This is a genomic window from Gulosibacter sp. 10 (assembly GCF_900163695.1).
Lineage (GTDB): Bacteria > Actinomycetota > Actinomycetes > Actinomycetales > Microbacteriaceae > Gulosibacter.
Window position 1 is genome coordinate 112,693 of the sequence record NZ_FUIC01000053.1, and the last position, 14,409, is coordinate 127,101.

Below are 14,409 nucleotides of genomic sequence, written 5' to 3' on the forward strand. Positions count from 1 at the left end.
CGGCACGGCGCGGAGACGACGCGGCGCCGGAATGCTCCCATCTGATGTGTATCACCTGACGCGGCCCGGCAGCCGTGGCCCGTTAAGGCGGCACTTGCGTAATTGGAGTTCCGTCCCAGGAGGTGCACGTATGCCGTATTCGGCGTCCCCGTCCCGATCGTCCGCAGCCCCGCACGAGGCCGCCCCCGAGCCCGGCGGCACCGGCACGGCCGATTCCGGCCCGAAGAACCTGCTCGCCGTCGCAGGGCGCGTCTTCTTCCCGCTCGCGCTGATCGCACGGCTGCCCTACGCGATGATGGTGATCGGCACCCTCACGCTCGTCGTGACCGGCCGCGACTCGCTCTCACTCGGCGGGCTCACCTCGGCGATGGTCGGCCTCGGCGCGGCCTGCTTCGGCCCGCTGATCGGCGCCGCGGCCGACCGCTGGGGGCAGCGCCGCGTGCTGCTGGTCGCCGGGGCCGCGAACAGCGTCGTCCTGCTGCTGCTCACCGCTGCGGTGTTCTCCTCGCTCGGCGACTGGGCGGTGCTGGCCGCCGGCTTCGCGACGGGCGCGACCGCGCCGCAGATCCCGCCGATGTCGCGCAGCCGCCTCGTGGGCATGATCTCCTCCTCGTTCCCCGCCAGGCGCCGCCACAAGGTGCTCACCGGCACGATGGCCTACGAGTCCGCCGCCGACGAGGTCACTTTCGTCTTCGGCCCGATGATCGTGGGGCTGCTGGCCGCCGCGTTCGGAGCGGCCGCCCCCATGTTCGCGGCAGTGGCGCTCACGCTCCTGTTCGTGACGGGCTTCGCGCTGCACCGCAGCTCGGACGAGGTGCCCAGGCACTCGGATGCGGACGCCGCGCCGGCCCCGGTCTCCGCGCTCTTCTCCCCCGGCCTGCTCACGGCGGTGCTCGGTGTACTCGGCATCGGCTTCATCTTCGGCGGCACGCTCACCTCGCTGACCTCGTTCATGGGCGATGCCGGGCATCCCGAGCGCGCCGGTCTCGTCTATTCCGTGATGGGCATCGGCTCGGCCGTCTTCGCCCTGGGCGCGGCGGTGTTCCCGGCAGGGTTCTCGCTGCGGGCCCGATGGGCGAGCTTCGCGGGGGTGATCCTCCTCGGCGCGCTCGGGATGCAGTTCGCCGACACGATCCCGCTGCTGCTCGTGGCGCTCCTGCTGCTCGGCATCGGGGTCGGCCCGACGCTCGTGACGCTGTTCAGCATCGTCGCCGAGCGGAGCCCGCACGGCCGCTCCGCGACGGCCATGTCGATGGCCTCGACCGGCATCGTGGTGGGCCAGTCGGCGGCCTCGGCCGTGACGGGGCAGCTGGGCGAGCGCCTCGGCACGGATGCGGCGATGCTCGTGCCGCTCGCGGCCGCGGCGGTGGTGATCATCGCGAGCCTCATCAACTGGTCGCTCTCGGGCCGCGCGGACCGGGCCTCCGCGCGCTGATCGCGGCGCCTCGGCCGGTCCCAGGCGGACGATCGCCGCTCGCGGGATCCGCCGTGGCGTCGGCGTACTCGCCGTTGCAGCAGAGGAGCACCAGCCCGCTCGAAGAAGCTGCACAACCGATACGACATCCTTGCGGGGCGAGCCGCACAACGCTTCACGGAAACCATTGGCGACCGCCAGTGCGATCATTACACTTGAAGCAGATAGATTCGTTCCATGCAGATGGAGGACGTCATGGGCAACGCTCCTGCGACAAATGCGGAGACGCTGCGCCTCGCGCTGGAGGATGATGCGGAGGCGATCGACGTGCAGCTCACGATGCCGCGCGATACGGCACGGCTGGTGCTGCAGCTCATCGAGGCGCAGCAGAAGGGCGGCGCGGTGGTCGTGCCCGTGCAGTCCGAATTCACCCCGAACGAGGCGGCCACGATCCTTGAGGTCTCTCGGCCGCAGGTATACAAGTTGATCGATCAAGGCCGGCTCGAGTGCCGCATGGTCGGTACTCACCGCCGCATCCCCGCAGCCTCGGTCACCGCTTTCCTCGCCGAACAGCACGCCGCGCAGCGCCGGGCGATGGCCGAGCTGACCCGGCTGTCGAACGAGCTCGGATTGGCCGAGTGACCGCAACGGTCGTCCTCGCCGACACCAGCGTGCTGTTCTCCCGGGTGCTGTGCGACTATGCGATGTACGCAGGCCTCGAAGGGATCATCCGGCTGCGGTGGAGCGATAGCATCCTCGACGAACTCGAACGCACCCTCGCCGAACGGCATAAGACGACCTCGGCGCAAGCGCGCCGATTGCGTGGGCTGATGAACTCGGCGCTGCCGGACGCACTCGTCACGCCTACGGCGAGCGATGCAGAACAGGTTGCCCACCTGGCCCTGCCCGATGAGGCCGATCGGCACGTACTCGCGGCTGCGCTCGCCGCCGATGCGAACCTCCTATGCACGACGAACCTGCGCGATTTCCCTCTGGCCGCCACGAAGGCGATCGGCGTCGAGGCTGCTTCTCCGGATGAATTGCTCCACGCCCCTGCAACTGCATTTCCCGCCGAGATGATCGACATCCATCGGACCGTGGTCGCGCAGATGCCCCACACCACTGATGAGAACACGCTCACCGCGCTCCGCCGCGCCGGTGCTCCGAGAACCGCTTCCACCCTCCTCGCAATGCTTTCACGTCGATAGCAGCCCGAAGCCCAGTCGCCAGAATGCGGCGGACGCAAATGCGCATCGCCTGAGCGACCCGAGATTCGGATGCCTTCCTCGACCCCGCTCAGACCTCGGCGGCGCGGCTGAGGCCGAGCGTGGCCAGGAGATCCTCGTGGAGCTGGAACCAGACCCGGTGGCAGGAATCCGTGTCGGTCCGGTCCACCCACTCGTGCATCCCGCTCCGTGCCCGTTGCAGCGCCGCCGCGTACCGGTCGGCGTAGCCACTGAGGCGGGCGAGCACGCCCGCGAGCCGCGCCTCGAGCTCCGCGAGCGCAGCGCCGAGCGCCGCCAGCTCGTCGAGGATCCTCGCATCCCGGTCGCGGTCCGCGTGATCGTTGGGCGCGAACGCGTCCTCCTCGGTCGGCGCGAGCTGCCAGTCGGTGACGGCGCGCAGCAGCCGGGCGTTGAGCGGCAGGAAGTCGCGGTAGACGGCGGCGACCTCGCCCTCCGGGTCGGCGGCTCGGAGCTCGGCGGAGAGCAGCCGCTCGTCCTCGGCCCTGCCGGATTCCGTGAGCGACCAGCCCTCGATGCCGCCGAACGCGGTGTGCTGCACCCGCCCCTCGCGCTGCGCCTCGTGCAGCATCCGCAGCGCCTCGCCGTGGCGCAGGCCCGCGCGCTCCGCGAGCACGTCGCTGTCGGCGAACCCCTCGAGGCGCACGGCGTGCAGAAGCAGCAGCGGTGCCGCCGAGCGCCGGGTCACGCCCGCTCCCCTCGCCTGTCGCCGAGACGGGCGGCGTACTGCTGGCAGGCCTGCGGGGAGCGGAATCCCATGGCCCCAGCGATCTGCGCCCAGGTGAGGCCTGCGCCGCGCGCGGCGAACAGCAGGCCGAGCTCCACGCCATCCGCCTCCTCCCGCGCCGCCGGGAGCAGCGACAGGGCGCTGAGGATGTCGCCCGAGGCGAGCTCCCCCGAGCGCCAGAGCGCGTACTGCGCGAGGTCGGTCGCGGCGGGCGGAGCCGGGCTCGGCCGCCACGGCCGGGGCTCCAGCCGGTCGGCGCCCAGCTCGAGCAGCCTGTCCCGAGCCGCCTTCTCGGCATCGGCCCGGGCGCGATCGGCGCTGCTGCTCCGTTCGAGATCGTGCGTGTCTTCCATGCCGGCCATCCTGCTAGCATCAACATAATGTTGTCAACATTTTATTGATTGGAGGCGACGTGCTGACGAATCTCGCCGACGCGACCCGATCGCGCTGCGGCGCCAAGGCCGCGACCCTGGCCGTGCTGCTGCGCGCCGGCATCGCGGTGCCCGAGGGGTTCGTCGTGCCCCGCGACGAGGAGTCGGAGGAGGAGCCCGGCCCCGCGCTCCGGGCGGCCATCGCCCGGGAGCTCGAGCGACTGGGCGATCCGCTCGCGGCGGTGCGCTCCTCCGCGACGGACGAGGACGCCGCGGAGGCGTCGGCCGCCGGGCAGTACGAGAGCGTCATCGGCGTCCGCGGCGCGGACGAGGTCTGCGACGCCGTGGCGACCTGCCGCAGATCGGCCCGCGCCGATCGCGTGCGCGAGTACCGGCGCCGGACCGCCCGCCCCGGCGCCGCCGCGCCGGGCATGGCGGTGCTCGTGCAGCGCCTGGTAGCAGCGGATGCATCGGGGGTGATGTTCACGCCGCAGCAGCCCGGGGAGCCGACGAGGATCGAGGCCTCCTGGGGCCTGGGGCTCGCCGTCGTGGACGGATCGGTCGACCCGGACGCCTACGAGGTCGCCGCGGACGGCGGGATCGCGAGCGCTCCGGGCCGCAAGGCCCTCCGCACCGATGCGGCCCCCGGCGGCGGCACCGTCACGCAGGCGGTCGCGCCGGCGCTGCGGGCCGAGCGGGCGCTGGACGAGGCCATGGTCTCGACGCTCGCCGAGCTCGGACATCGCATCGCCGCCCTCCTCGGCGGACCGCAGGACGTCGAGTGGGCGACCGTCGACGGCCAGTTCCGGATCCTGCAGGCCCGCCCCGTCACGGCGCCGCTGCTCCCGGCCGCGCCGGCGCGGACACCCGCGCGTTCCGACGCGATCCTCGCCGGGACGCCGGGCTCGCGGGGCACCGCGACGGCCATCGCGCGCGTCGTGCGCGGCCCCGCCGATTTCGCGGCGGTCCGCCCCGGCGAGATCCTCGTCTGCCCGAGCACCGACCCGGCCTGGACCCCGCTGTTCGCCGTCGCCGGCGGCATCGTCACGGAGACGGGCGGAGCCCTCTCGCACGCCGCGATCGTGGCCCGGGAGTACGCGCTGCCCGCCGTGCTCGGCGTCGAGGGCGCGCTCGCCCGCATCCGCGACGGCGACCGGATCGCCGTCGACGGGGCCGCGGGCACCGTCGCCATCCGCCCGCACGCGCGATAGCGCGAGCCGCACGAACGCACCGGCACCGGCCGGAGCACCGACCCGAACGAGGGAAGGAGCGCGGGAGCCGCCGGCTCCCTCCACCATGAGCACCAGGTATCTCTACATCGCGCGGCACGGCGACGCCGACGCCCTCGGCACGCTCACCGATGCGGGCCGCGAGCAGTCCCGGCGCCTCGGGCGGCGCCTCGCCCGCCTGCCGATCGACGCCGTCTGGCACTCGCCGCTCCCCCGGGCGGCGGGCAGCGCCCGCGAGCTCGACCTCTTCCTCAACGGCAGCGCGCCCGTGCGGGCGGCCCCCGAGCTCGTCGACCACGTGCCCTACGTGCCCGCTCCCGAGGAGACCCCGGCGCCGTGGCTGCCGTTCTTCGACGGATACGACGCGGAGGAGGCCGCGGCCGGGCGGCGGATCGCGGGCGATCTCGTCGCGCGGTTCGCCACCGCCGCCGGCATCGCCGAGGACCGCCACGAGGTCCTCATCACCCACGCCTATCCGATCGCGTGGCTCATCCGCGACGCGCTCGACGCCCCGCCAGCGCGGTGGCTCGGCGTCGAATCGGCCGCGAACGCCGCCCTCACGGCGATCGAGTACCGCGACGGGCTACCGCCGCGCATCGTCATGATGAACGACATGAGCCACCTCCGCCCCGAGCTGCGCTGGACCGGATTCGCAGAGGCGCGGCGCCCCTAGCCGTGGCGGCATCCGAGCGCCCGGCGCCGAGCGCGGATGCGCCCCTCAGGCGGGCGGCTCGGCCTCGAGCGCGCGCAGCGCCCGCTCGAGCGCCTCGCGCAGCGAGGCGCGGGCGGGCTCGGGGAAATCGGTCGCGTACTCGACGCCGGGCGGGATGTAGAGCATCCCGTAGAGCGCCTCGCGCCAGTCCGCGCCGCCGATCGGCCAGCGCGTGCGCGAATCGCCCTCGGCGGTGGCGCCCTGCGACCACTGGCCGAACCGCCGGCGCATCTCGTCGAGCGGCAGGTCCATCACGACGTCGGCCTCGACCGCCTGCGGCGCCCAGGAGCGCGCGATGAGGATGAACTCCTCGACCTCCTCGGGCGTGAGCGGGCGCGGCTCGAACAGCACCCGCGCATGCTCGAGGTCGGAGAGCCGGTCCACGCGGAAGGTGCGCCAGTTATATGGCGATCGGCTCGCCCCGTCCGCGCAGCATAGCGGGGCGCCGTTGATATGCGGTTCTGTTTGTCAAGCAGGCATGGCGGAACGGTCTGGATCGCCCCGGGGATGATGGAGGCCGGCAGATTGGAAGAAGGAGACTCTCTCGTACCAATGCAGTACACCGACGAGCTCAAGGCTCGTCCCGTCGAGCTCGTCATTCATGCCCAGGCCGATCCGTCGACCGCGAACGGAGCAATCAGCCGGGTTGCCAACGAGCTTGGGGTGAGTAAGGAAGCATTGCGGATGCGGGTGCGCAACCGCAAGGCCACCGGCAGGATCACTCCGGTGGAATCAGTCGATCTCAAGGCTGAGATCCGTCGGTCACGCGCCGAACTGGCCGAAGCGAAACGGGCCGATGAGCTCCTGAAGAGGTCCTCGGCGTTCTTCGCGGCAGTGGATGTGCACGTTGCAGACGAAGAGGCACCCGTACCCTTGGGGCGCTCGGCCGCGGACGCCCTCTCCGCCTCACTGGCGATCAGCTAGGCCTCCTCAGACCAGCGGAGGCAGCCGAGGTCCCGCTCCGGGCGCGGGTGGTGGTCCGGCGCGGTGGGAGGCGTCGATGAAGCGGTCGAGCTTCTCGGGCTCCTCCCCGCGCAGGTAGACCCCGAGCATCCGCAGCAGGCTCAGCGCCACCGCCTCCGGGTCCGACGTCGTGCGCAGCAGCTGCGCGGCGGCCTCGTGCTCCCCTTCTCTCGCCGACTGGAACAGGGCGATCGCCTCCATCCACGTCCCCTCGTCGCGCTCTGCCATGTCTTCTCCTTTCGACCCCCACAGCATAATGTTCGGTGAGACGTAGTTACAAACACAGTCATAACGTAGACAGGAAGATCACATCGGTGTTACTACTAGATATGGCACCCCAAACACCGAGGGGGCACAACATCGAGTGGTTGGCGGCGTCCTGCGCCACGAGCCGAGAGCGAGGAGGTCCGCCGTGCCGACACCGTCCGGAGCCCCGGCACCGGTGCACGAGCTCGCGCCGGACCAGTCGCCGGATCTGGTGTTCTTCTCCAACGCCTCGGAGAACACCCGCCGGTTCGTCCAGCAGTTCTGCCGCTTCGAGCTGCTGGGCGGCCAGCGCGACACCGACACCGTCAATACCGGCCTGTCCCGCTTCTGGGACCAGGCCGACAACGAGAGGAAGACAGCATGACCACCATCGCCCCCGAGGCCTCCATGCGCACCGGCATCGGTGCGCGGAAGGATTACCACGCGCTCAACGCCGAGCTGAACCTCTTCGCCCCGGACGGGTCGATCCAATTCGACAAGGACCGCCAGGCCGCCGCCGAGTACCTCCGCCAGCATGTGGTCCCGAACACCAGGGTCTTCCCCTCGGTGGCCGAGCGCCTGGAGTGGCTGGTGGACAACGACTACTACGAGCCCGGCTTCCTGTCCGCGTACACCCCGGAGCTCCTCACCGCGCTGCACGAGCGCGCCCATGCCGCGGGACACCGGTTCGCCACCTTCCTGGGTGCGTTCAAGTTCTTCACCTCTTACGCGCTGAAGACCTTCGACGGCACGACCTACCTGGAAGGGTTCGAAGAGCGGGTGGTCGCCACCGCGCTCTACCTCGGCCAGGGGGACGAAGCTCTCGCCACTCGACTCGTCGACGAGATGATGGCCGGCCGGTTCCAGCCGGCGACCCCGACGTTCCTCAACGCGGGCAAGGCTCAGCGCGGCGAGCTCGTGTCCTGCTTCTTGTTGCGGGTGGAGGACAACCTGGAGTCCATCGGCCGCAGCGTGAACTCCGCCTTGCAGCTGTCCAAGCGCGGGGGCGGCGTGGCACTGCTGCTGTCGAACCTGCGCGAGGCCGGCGCTCCGATCAAGCGGATCGAGAACCAGGCCTCCGGCGTGGTGCCGGTGATGAAGATCCTCGAGGACTCCTTCTCCTACGCCAACCAGCTCGGCGCGCGGCAGGGCGCAGGTGCGGTCTACCTGCACGCGCACCACCCCGACATCCTTCGGTTTCTGGACACCAAGCGGGAGAACGCCGACGAGAAGATCCGCATCAAGACCCTCTCCCTGGGCGTAGTCATCCCCGACGTCACCTTCCAGCTGGCCAAGGACAACCGGGACATGCACCTGTTCAGCCCCTACGACGTCGCACGCGAGTACGGCACTCCGCTGTCCGACCTGTCGGTGAGCGAGCACTACGACGAGCTCGTCGCGAATCCGCGGATCCGGAAGACGACGATCAGCGCTCGGGAGCTCTTCAAGACCCTGGCCGAGCTGCAGTTCGAATCCGGCTACCCCTACGTGCTCTTCGAGGACACTGTCAACCGTGCCAACCCGCTCCAGGGCCGGATCAACATGTCCAACCTCTGCTCCGAGATCCTCCAAGTCAATACGCCCTCGACCTACGACACGGCGATCGGCTACCAGAAGATCGGCCGGGACATCTCCTGCAACCTCGGCTCCCTGAATATCGCCCAGGTCATGCGTTCCTCGGACCTGGGGTCGACGGTGGAGACCGCGGTGCGGGCGCTGACGAGCGTCTCCGACCAGACCGACGTCGATGCCGTCCCGTCCGTGGCGGCGGGAAACGAGGCCTCGCATGCGATCGGGCTGGGACAGATGAACCTGCACGGCTACCTCGCCTCTCAGCGCATCCACTACGGCAGTCGGGAGGGCATCGACTTCACCGACATCTACTTCCTCACCGTCACCTATCACGCGATCCGCGCCTCGAACCGGATCGCGATCGAGCGCGGGCAGACCTTCGCCGGATTCGAGGACTCGACCTATGCCGATGGCGCCTTCTTCGAGAAATACACCCGGCGCGACTGGCAGCCGGCCACGCAGCGGGTGCGCGAACTGTTCGCCGACGCCGGTGTGGCGATCCCCGCACGCGAGGACTGGGAGCGGCTGCGCGAATCGGTGAAGCGGCACGGCATCTACAACGCCTACCTGCAGGCCGTCCCGCCCACCGGGTCGATCTCGTATGTGAACAACGCGACCGCTTCGATCCACCCCGTCGCGGCGAAGATCGAGATCCGCAAGGAGGGCAAGCTCGGCCGCGTCTACTACCCCGCCCCGCACATGAGCGATGACAACGTCGAGTTCTATCAGGACGCCTACGAGATCGGCTACGAGAAGATCATCGACACCTACGCCGCGGCCACCGAGCACGTCGACCAGGGACTCTCCCTCACCCTGTTCTTCCGAGACACTGCCACGACTCGAGACATCAACCGGGCGCAGATCTACGCCTGGCGCAAAGGCATCAAGACCCTCTACTACATCCGCCTGCGCCAGCCTGCTCTCGAAGGCACCGAGATCGAGAACTGCGTCTCCTGCGCGCTCTGACCCGCCCCAGTCGATACCGAAGGAACCCGTATGACGATCATCGACCCCGTCCGTCCGCTCGCCGAGACCTCGGTGACTCCGCCCGCCTACCGCCTCGACCCCGAGGCCCGGCTGCGCCCGATCAACTGGAACCGCGTGGAGGACGAGAAGGACCTCGAGGTCTGGAACCGCCTCACCGCGAACTTCTGGCTACCCGAGAAGGTGCCGCTGTCCAACGACATCCCCGCCTGGCAGAGACTCACCGAAGAGGAACGCACACTGACCATGCGGGTATTCACCGGGCTGACCATGCTCGACACCGTGCAGGCCACCGTCGGCGAGATCTGCCAGATCCAGGACGCCCGCACCGAGCACGAGGAGGCCGTCTACACCAACATCGCCTTCATGCAGTCGGTACACGCCCGCTCCTACTCCTCCGTATTCTCCACCCTCACCAGCACCCCCGAGATCGACGACGCCTACCGCTGGGCCGTGGCCAACGACCTCCTCCAACAGCGGTGCAAGAAGGTGCTCCAGCACTACTCCGGAAACGACCCCCTCAAATGCAAGGTCTCCTCGACCCTGCTGTCCTCGCTACTGCTCTACGCCGGGTTCTACCTGCCGCTGCACTTCTCCGTACACGCCACGCTCACCAACACCGCAGACATGATCCGCCTCATCCTGCGCGACAAGGCCGTCCACGGCTACTACTCCGGCTACAAATACCAGCGCGGCGTCGAGACGCAGACCCCTGCGCGGCAGAACGAAATGCGCGAGTTCACCTATGGCCTGCTCGAGGAACTGTACGCCCTGGAACTCGCGTACTCCGGCGAACTCTACGAACCCCTGGGACTGATGGACGACGTCGCCGTGTTCGTCCGCTACAACGCGAACAAGGCGCTCATGAACCTCGGCTACCCGGCACACTTCACTTCGGAAGAGACCCAGGTCAACCCAGAAATCCTCGCCGCCCTGGCCCCAAGCGCCGATGAGAACCACGACTTCTTCTCCGGGTCCGGCTCCTCGTACGTCATCGGCAAGGGCGAGGACACCAGCGACGCCGACTGGGACTTCTGACGCCCAGCGCTCCCCCACCACCCCACGAACGAAAGGTACCTTGTGACCAAGAGCATCTCCGTGATCGTCGGCAGCCTGCGCCGCGGTTCCTACGCCCGCAAGATCGCCCACGAGACCATCACCTATTTTCCCGAGGGCTACGACGCGCAGATCGTCGAGATCCGCGACCTGCCGCTCTACGACTTCGACTACGACGACCCCGACGTCGCCGACAAGCCCGCCCCGGAGGAGTACACGCGCTTCCGCGAGACCATCAAAGCCTCCGACGGCGTCCTGTTCGTCACGGCCGAGAACAACCGCACCATTCCAGCCTGCCTGAAGAACGCCATCGATATCGGCTCCAAGCCAAATAGCGACGTCGCCTGGAAGAACCTCCCCGCCGGGATCATCAGCCACTCCGTCGGACGCATGGGCGGCTACAGCTCCCAGAAGAACCTCCGCCTGGCCCTGTCCTACTTCGACATGCCCACCCCCGGCCAACCCGAAGTCTTTCTCGGTCAGTCGCCGACCCTGATCGATGACGAGGGAAGGATCGCGTCCGAGCGCACCGTCGAATTCCTCCAGGACTACGTCGACCGCTTCGTCCGGCTCGTCGAGGAGCATGCCTGAATCAGGCAAGCACCGCACCCTCACCACGGCGGGGGTGCGGTGCTCAGCCGTAGCCTAGAGACCGCAAAAGCCAGTCGATCGGGGAGGCGGCGATCGCCTCGGCGGCGACGCGCATCGTGTTGATCCATCCGGCAGTCATGCCCGCATCCTGGTCAGGCGCAGCAGCCAAGCCGTCGTTATCGACCAGACCGGCGTGCATGCCGGCCCGGCCCCGAGCAGCACCATCGCCGGGGCGAGCAGCCATACGACATGGCACCCGCGGCACCGAGTCCGGCTCCTGAGACCATGAGCGCGAGGGAGACCGTCAGTACGTTCTTCCGCGCGACGAGGGCGCCTGCGATGAGCGGCATCGCCATGAACATCACGAACATGCCCGGTCCGGCCTGCGCGAGGCCGTAGATCTCCTGCACGAGCGCAGAGCCGGGCGAACCTGTGGCAGCGCACACCATGGAGCTGCGCGAACGGCACGGCACCACGGTGTTCCTCACCACGTACTACCTCGAGGAGGCCGACCGGTACGCGGAGCGGGTGATGGTGATGACTCGTGGACGGATGCTCGCCGACGACACGGCGGCCCGCCTCAAGGCCGAGCTCGCCGGGGACGTGGTGACGCTCGGGTTCGCGAACGCCGAGGATGCGCGCCGGGCGGCCGGGACCGTGCGACGGTTGACCGGCCGCGAGGTTCGAGTCGTCCAGCGCGAGGTCTCGGTCACGGCACCCGACGTCGACCGCGCGCACGAGGTTCGCCCGAATCTCGCACGCGACACCTGGAACGTGCTCATCCGCGAGCTCCGCCCGGTGGTGCGCGACCCGTTCTCGCTCATCTTCAGCCTGCTGCAGCCGCTGGTGCTCCTCGGGCTCCGTAGGCATCCGCGCCATCCGCCGCAGCGGCTGAGGGAAGCCGGGCGAGGCGGCGTCGACCGTGCGCCCCCCCCCCGGGCCCGTCCGACCGCGGTCGTGGCGCGTCGGCGCAGTGCTCCGGCATCTGGGATCATCGACCCATGACCAAGACCGCGCGCCGTCTCATCCCACGCCGCCTCGTGCCGCTGCTCGCCCTGCCGCTGCTCGCGGGTTGCGCGCCCGGCCCCGTACCGCCCTCCGTGCCGCCGAGCGAGCCGAGCACGACGCTCAACGACGTGCTGGAGACCTCGGACGCGGTCGTGGACGAGATCGTCGAGGCGTTCCCGGGACAGGAGCCGGCCGTGCCGCCGGTACTGAAGGTCTACGCCTGTCCCGGCGAGGCGGACGGCATCGGCTACTGGATCGAGGTGCGCTCGTTCACGGCCGCGGACATCCCCGCCGGCGTCTCCGCCGTCCGCGAGGCCTTCGCCGATATCGAGACCTCGTACGGCACCTCGAAGCAGGACATCGAGTACGCCGACGGCACGCCGTGGAGCGTCCCCGCGCATCACGTGCTGCTCGAGGACGACAGCGGCTCCTACCTCCTCACCCACAACGGCGAGCAGTCCGGCATGGTCTCCATCCGCACCGTCACGGCCTGCGGGGCGCTCGGCTAGGCCCGCCCGGGACGCCCCGGGATCATTCGCCGAGCGGGACGACCTCGAAGCCGAGCACCTCCACGCTCATGCCGCGCCGCTCGTCCTCCGCGTGGTTCCCCTGGGGGCGGGCCGCCGACCACTGCTCGTAGTGCTCCTGCGAGTCCCACCGCGTGACCACGAAGTAGCGGTGCTCGCCGATTCGCGGCCGCAGGAGCTCGAAGCCCCGGAAGCCCGCCGCGGCGTCGACGCCCTTCCGGCGCGCGGCGAAGCGCTTCTCGATCTCGGCCTCCGCCCCCTCGGGGAACGTGAGCGCGGTGATGTTGACGAAGGTCATGGCATTTCCTCTCGGTTCGGGCGGCTCGGTGTCGAGCCCTGTTCGGGTTTGACCGCGACGAGCGCGACGCCGCGGAGCTCGTCCCGGTGCTCGCGGAACAGCGCGCGCATCGCGAGCACGCGCCTCCGGGCATCGGCGTCGCGCAGCGCGTTGCGGATGATGCGCACGGTGCCGCGGAGCCCCTCGTCGGCGAGGTTGCGCCGCATCTGCAGGAGCGCCATCGGCGCGAGGCCGGTCCACTCGACGCGCAGACCGGCGTCCTCGAGCAGCTCGGTCCACTCGGCCACGGTGAGCGGCCGGGCGTTGACCTTGATGGTCCTCGCGAGCTGCTTGCGGAGGTCGGTCTTCGTCTCCGGATCGAGGGAGTCCGGATGCAGCCCCAGCTCGTGGACGGCATAGCGGCCGCCGGGGCGCAGCAGCCGGGCGGCCTCCGCGACGATGCGCCGCTTGGCCGCATCCGACTGCATCGTCAGCATCGCCTCTCCGACCACCACGTCCGCGGAGGCGTCCGGCAGGCCGCTCTCCGCCGCATCGGCCCGCACGACCCGCCCCGCGGAGCCGACCGCTCGCCGCGTCCAGCCCGCCGCGTCCTCGTCCTGCTCGACGCCGACGTAATCGCGCGGTTCGAGCGCGATCAGCTCGACCGCGGTACGCCCGAGCCCGGGAGCGAGTTCGACGACGTCGGCACCGGCAATGCCCGCCCGGGCGATGAGCCGCCGCGTGAGGCCGAGCCCGCCGGGACGCAGCACCCGCTTGCCGAGACGGGCGAGCAGCCAGTGGCCGGGAGCATCCTCCGCGCGGCGCTCGGCGAGCGGAAGCCGCGCCTCCTGGGCGTCCGCGGGCTCGACCGGTTCGGGTTCCTGCGCAGCCATGTCGCTCCCCTCGCTGTCCGGCGGCGGGCCGCCGCGCCTCGGGCTCCGGCGCGAAACCCCCGACTGCCGTCGGGGCAGTCACGTCGCACGCCGCGCGGCATCGCCCCTCGTAGAAGTAAGGCTACCCTTACTCGGCGCCGATCTGCAGGGTTGGCGGGTGGGGTTCGAGGCGTTCCTCGGTGCCCCGTCCGGACTCCCGCCGAATCGGGATGCGCAGCATCCCTAACCGAGATCGAAGGCGGCACCGACCCGTTCCAGTGCACCGAGATCCGCAGGCGCGGAGCCGGGAGGACCGCCGCACCCGAGGAGTTCGCCCACCCCTGCGGCATCTCGATCGCCATGCGCAGGGCAGAGCTCGCCTGGCGCCGGGAGCTGGCGGACCAGACTCTCGCCGACCTCATCGCGAACACGCCGAGCGCGGCCGAACGCCGCGCGCGCCGCTTCCTCGAACGCTCCGCCTGGCTCCCCCTCCCCCGCACCGCCCAACGCGTCCGGACGCGTCGGGCTTTTCCGAAAGGAGAATCGGGATAGTGAATATCTGGCTCTTCACGAACGAGGGTGTAGTCGAGGTCTGAAACCGCCGGCTTCGAGCAGA

At 70.0% G+C, this 14,409-nt stretch carries 18 protein-coding genes; 12 read left to right on the forward strand and 6 right to left on the reverse strand.

The genetic code is table 11. The features are described 5' to 3' along the window. The first annotated feature begins 130 nt into the window (after window positions 1-130). From FM112_RS16210 to FM112_RS16220, 3 genes are all read left to right on the forward strand, one after another. Window positions 131-1,435, forward strand: coding sequence for an MFS transporter (locus FM112_RS16210; RefSeq protein WP_087009486.1), 1,305 nt, complete (start codon window positions 131-133; stop codon window positions 1,433-1,435). A gap of 216 nt (window positions 1,436-1,651) precedes the next feature. Then, a complete protein-coding gene (locus FM112_RS16215) occupies window positions 1,652-2,056 on the forward strand; it encodes a helix-turn-helix domain-containing protein (protein WP_087009487.1) in 405 nt (134 codons plus the stop codon). After that, entirely contained in the window at window positions 2,053-2,622 is a 570-nt protein-coding gene (locus FM112_RS16220) for a PIN domain-containing protein (RefSeq protein ID WP_176386889.1), read from the forward strand. Before FM112_RS16215 ends, FM112_RS16220 begins: the two co-directional genes overlap by 4 nt. 88 nt (window positions 2,623-2,710) lie before the next feature. Here the strand turns inward: FM112_RS16220 and FM112_RS16225 are convergent, their stop codons facing one another. Further along, window positions 2,711-3,346 carry a transcriptional regulator gene (locus tag FM112_RS16225; protein WP_087009489.1) on the reverse strand — a complete coding sequence of 212 codons (636 nt, stop codon included), beginning with the start codon at window positions 3,344-3,346 and terminating at the stop codon, window positions 2,711-2,713. Beyond that, window positions 3,343-3,738 (reverse strand): DNA-binding protein, encoded by a 396-nt coding sequence (locus FM112_RS16230; protein ID WP_087009512.1) that lies wholly within the window; start codon window positions 3,736-3,738, stop codon window positions 3,343-3,345. The genes FM112_RS16225 and FM112_RS16230 overlap by 4 nt, the downstream gene beginning before the upstream one ends. 59 nt (window positions 3,739-3,797) lie before the next feature. Here FM112_RS16230 and FM112_RS16235 point away from each other — a divergent pair, with 59 nt between their 5' ends. After that, entirely contained in the window at window positions 3,798-4,967 is a 1,170-nt protein-coding gene (locus tag FM112_RS16235) for a PEP/pyruvate-binding domain-containing protein (RefSeq protein ID WP_087009490.1), read from the forward strand. Window positions 4,968-5,052: 85 nt separating this feature from the next. After that, window positions 5,053-5,658 (forward strand): histidine phosphatase family protein, encoded by a 606-nt coding sequence (locus FM112_RS16240; RefSeq protein ID WP_087009491.1) that lies wholly within the window; start codon window positions 5,053-5,055, stop codon window positions 5,656-5,658. Between the two features lie 45 nt (window positions 5,659-5,703). On the opposite strand, the gene FM112_RS16245 is transcribed toward FM112_RS16240, so the two are convergent. Continuing rightward, entirely contained in the window at window positions 5,704-6,081 is a 378-nt protein-coding gene (locus FM112_RS16245) for a hypothetical protein (RefSeq protein ID WP_087009492.1), read from the reverse strand. A 168-nt stretch (window positions 6,082-6,249) separates the two neighbouring features. Here FM112_RS16245 and FM112_RS17355 point away from each other — a divergent pair, with 168 nt between their 5' ends. Continuing rightward, window positions 6,250-6,621, forward strand: a complete 372-nt coding sequence (locus FM112_RS17355; RefSeq protein WP_087009493.1) for a hypothetical protein — start codon at window positions 6,250-6,252, stop codon at window positions 6,619-6,621. 6 nt (window positions 6,622-6,627) lie between these two features. Here FM112_RS17355 and FM112_RS16255 read toward each other — a convergent pair whose 3' ends face one another. After that, window positions 6,628-6,888: a hypothetical protein gene (locus tag FM112_RS16255; RefSeq protein ID WP_217874647.1), complete on the reverse strand. Its 261-nt coding sequence runs from the start codon at window positions 6,886-6,888 to the stop codon at window positions 6,628-6,630. A 184-nt stretch (window positions 6,889-7,072) separates the two neighbouring features. On the opposite strand from FM112_RS16255, the gene FM112_RS17020 reads away from it, so the two are divergent. The 6 genes from FM112_RS17020 (at window position 7,073) to FM112_RS16285 (ending at window position 12,626) form a co-directional block, all read left to right on the forward strand. Next, a complete protein-coding gene (locus FM112_RS17020) occupies window positions 7,073-7,291 on the forward strand; it encodes a hypothetical protein (RefSeq protein WP_140400737.1) in 219 nt (72 codons plus the stop codon). After that, window positions 7,288-9,444: a class 1b ribonucleoside-diphosphate reductase subunit alpha gene (nrdE, locus tag FM112_RS16265; RefSeq protein ID WP_087009495.1), complete on the forward strand. Its 2,157-nt coding sequence runs from the start codon at window positions 7,288-7,290 to the stop codon at window positions 9,442-9,444. The genes FM112_RS17020 and nrdE overlap by 4 nt, the downstream gene beginning before the upstream one ends. A 30-nt stretch (window positions 9,445-9,474) precedes the next feature. Continuing rightward, the gene (gene nrdF, locus FM112_RS16270) at window positions 9,475-10,500 is read left to right on the forward strand and encodes a class 1b ribonucleoside-diphosphate reductase subunit beta (RefSeq protein WP_087009496.1); all 1,026 of its coding nucleotides are present in this window, start codon (window positions 9,475-9,477) and stop codon (window positions 10,498-10,500) included. 42 nt (window positions 10,501-10,542) lie between these two features. Next, the gene (locus FM112_RS16275) at window positions 10,543-11,109 is read left to right on the forward strand and encodes an NADPH-dependent FMN reductase (RefSeq protein ID WP_087009497.1); all 567 of its coding nucleotides are present in this window, start codon (window positions 10,543-10,545) and stop codon (window positions 11,107-11,109) included. A 432-nt stretch (window positions 11,110-11,541) separates the two neighbouring features. Then, window positions 11,542-12,114: a hypothetical protein gene (locus FM112_RS17655; protein ID WP_176386890.1), complete on the forward strand. Its 573-nt coding sequence runs from the start codon at window positions 11,542-11,544 to the stop codon at window positions 12,112-12,114. Beyond that, window positions 12,111-12,626, forward strand: coding sequence for a hypothetical protein (locus tag FM112_RS16285; protein WP_087009498.1), 516 nt, complete (start codon window positions 12,111-12,113; stop codon window positions 12,624-12,626). Before FM112_RS17655 ends, FM112_RS16285 begins: the two co-directional genes overlap by 4 nt. A gap of 22 nt (window positions 12,627-12,648) precedes the next feature. Here the strand turns inward: FM112_RS16285 and FM112_RS16290 are convergent, their stop codons facing one another. After that, entirely contained in the window at window positions 12,649-12,942 is a 294-nt protein-coding gene (locus FM112_RS16290) for an antibiotic biosynthesis monooxygenase (protein WP_087009499.1), read from the reverse strand. Further along, window positions 12,939-13,814: a class I SAM-dependent methyltransferase gene (locus tag FM112_RS16295; protein ID WP_087009500.1), complete on the reverse strand. Its 876-nt coding sequence runs from the start codon at window positions 13,812-13,814 to the stop codon at window positions 12,939-12,941. The genes FM112_RS16290 and FM112_RS16295 overlap by 4 nt, the downstream gene beginning before the upstream one ends. Window positions 13,815-14,409 lie beyond the last annotated feature (595 nt).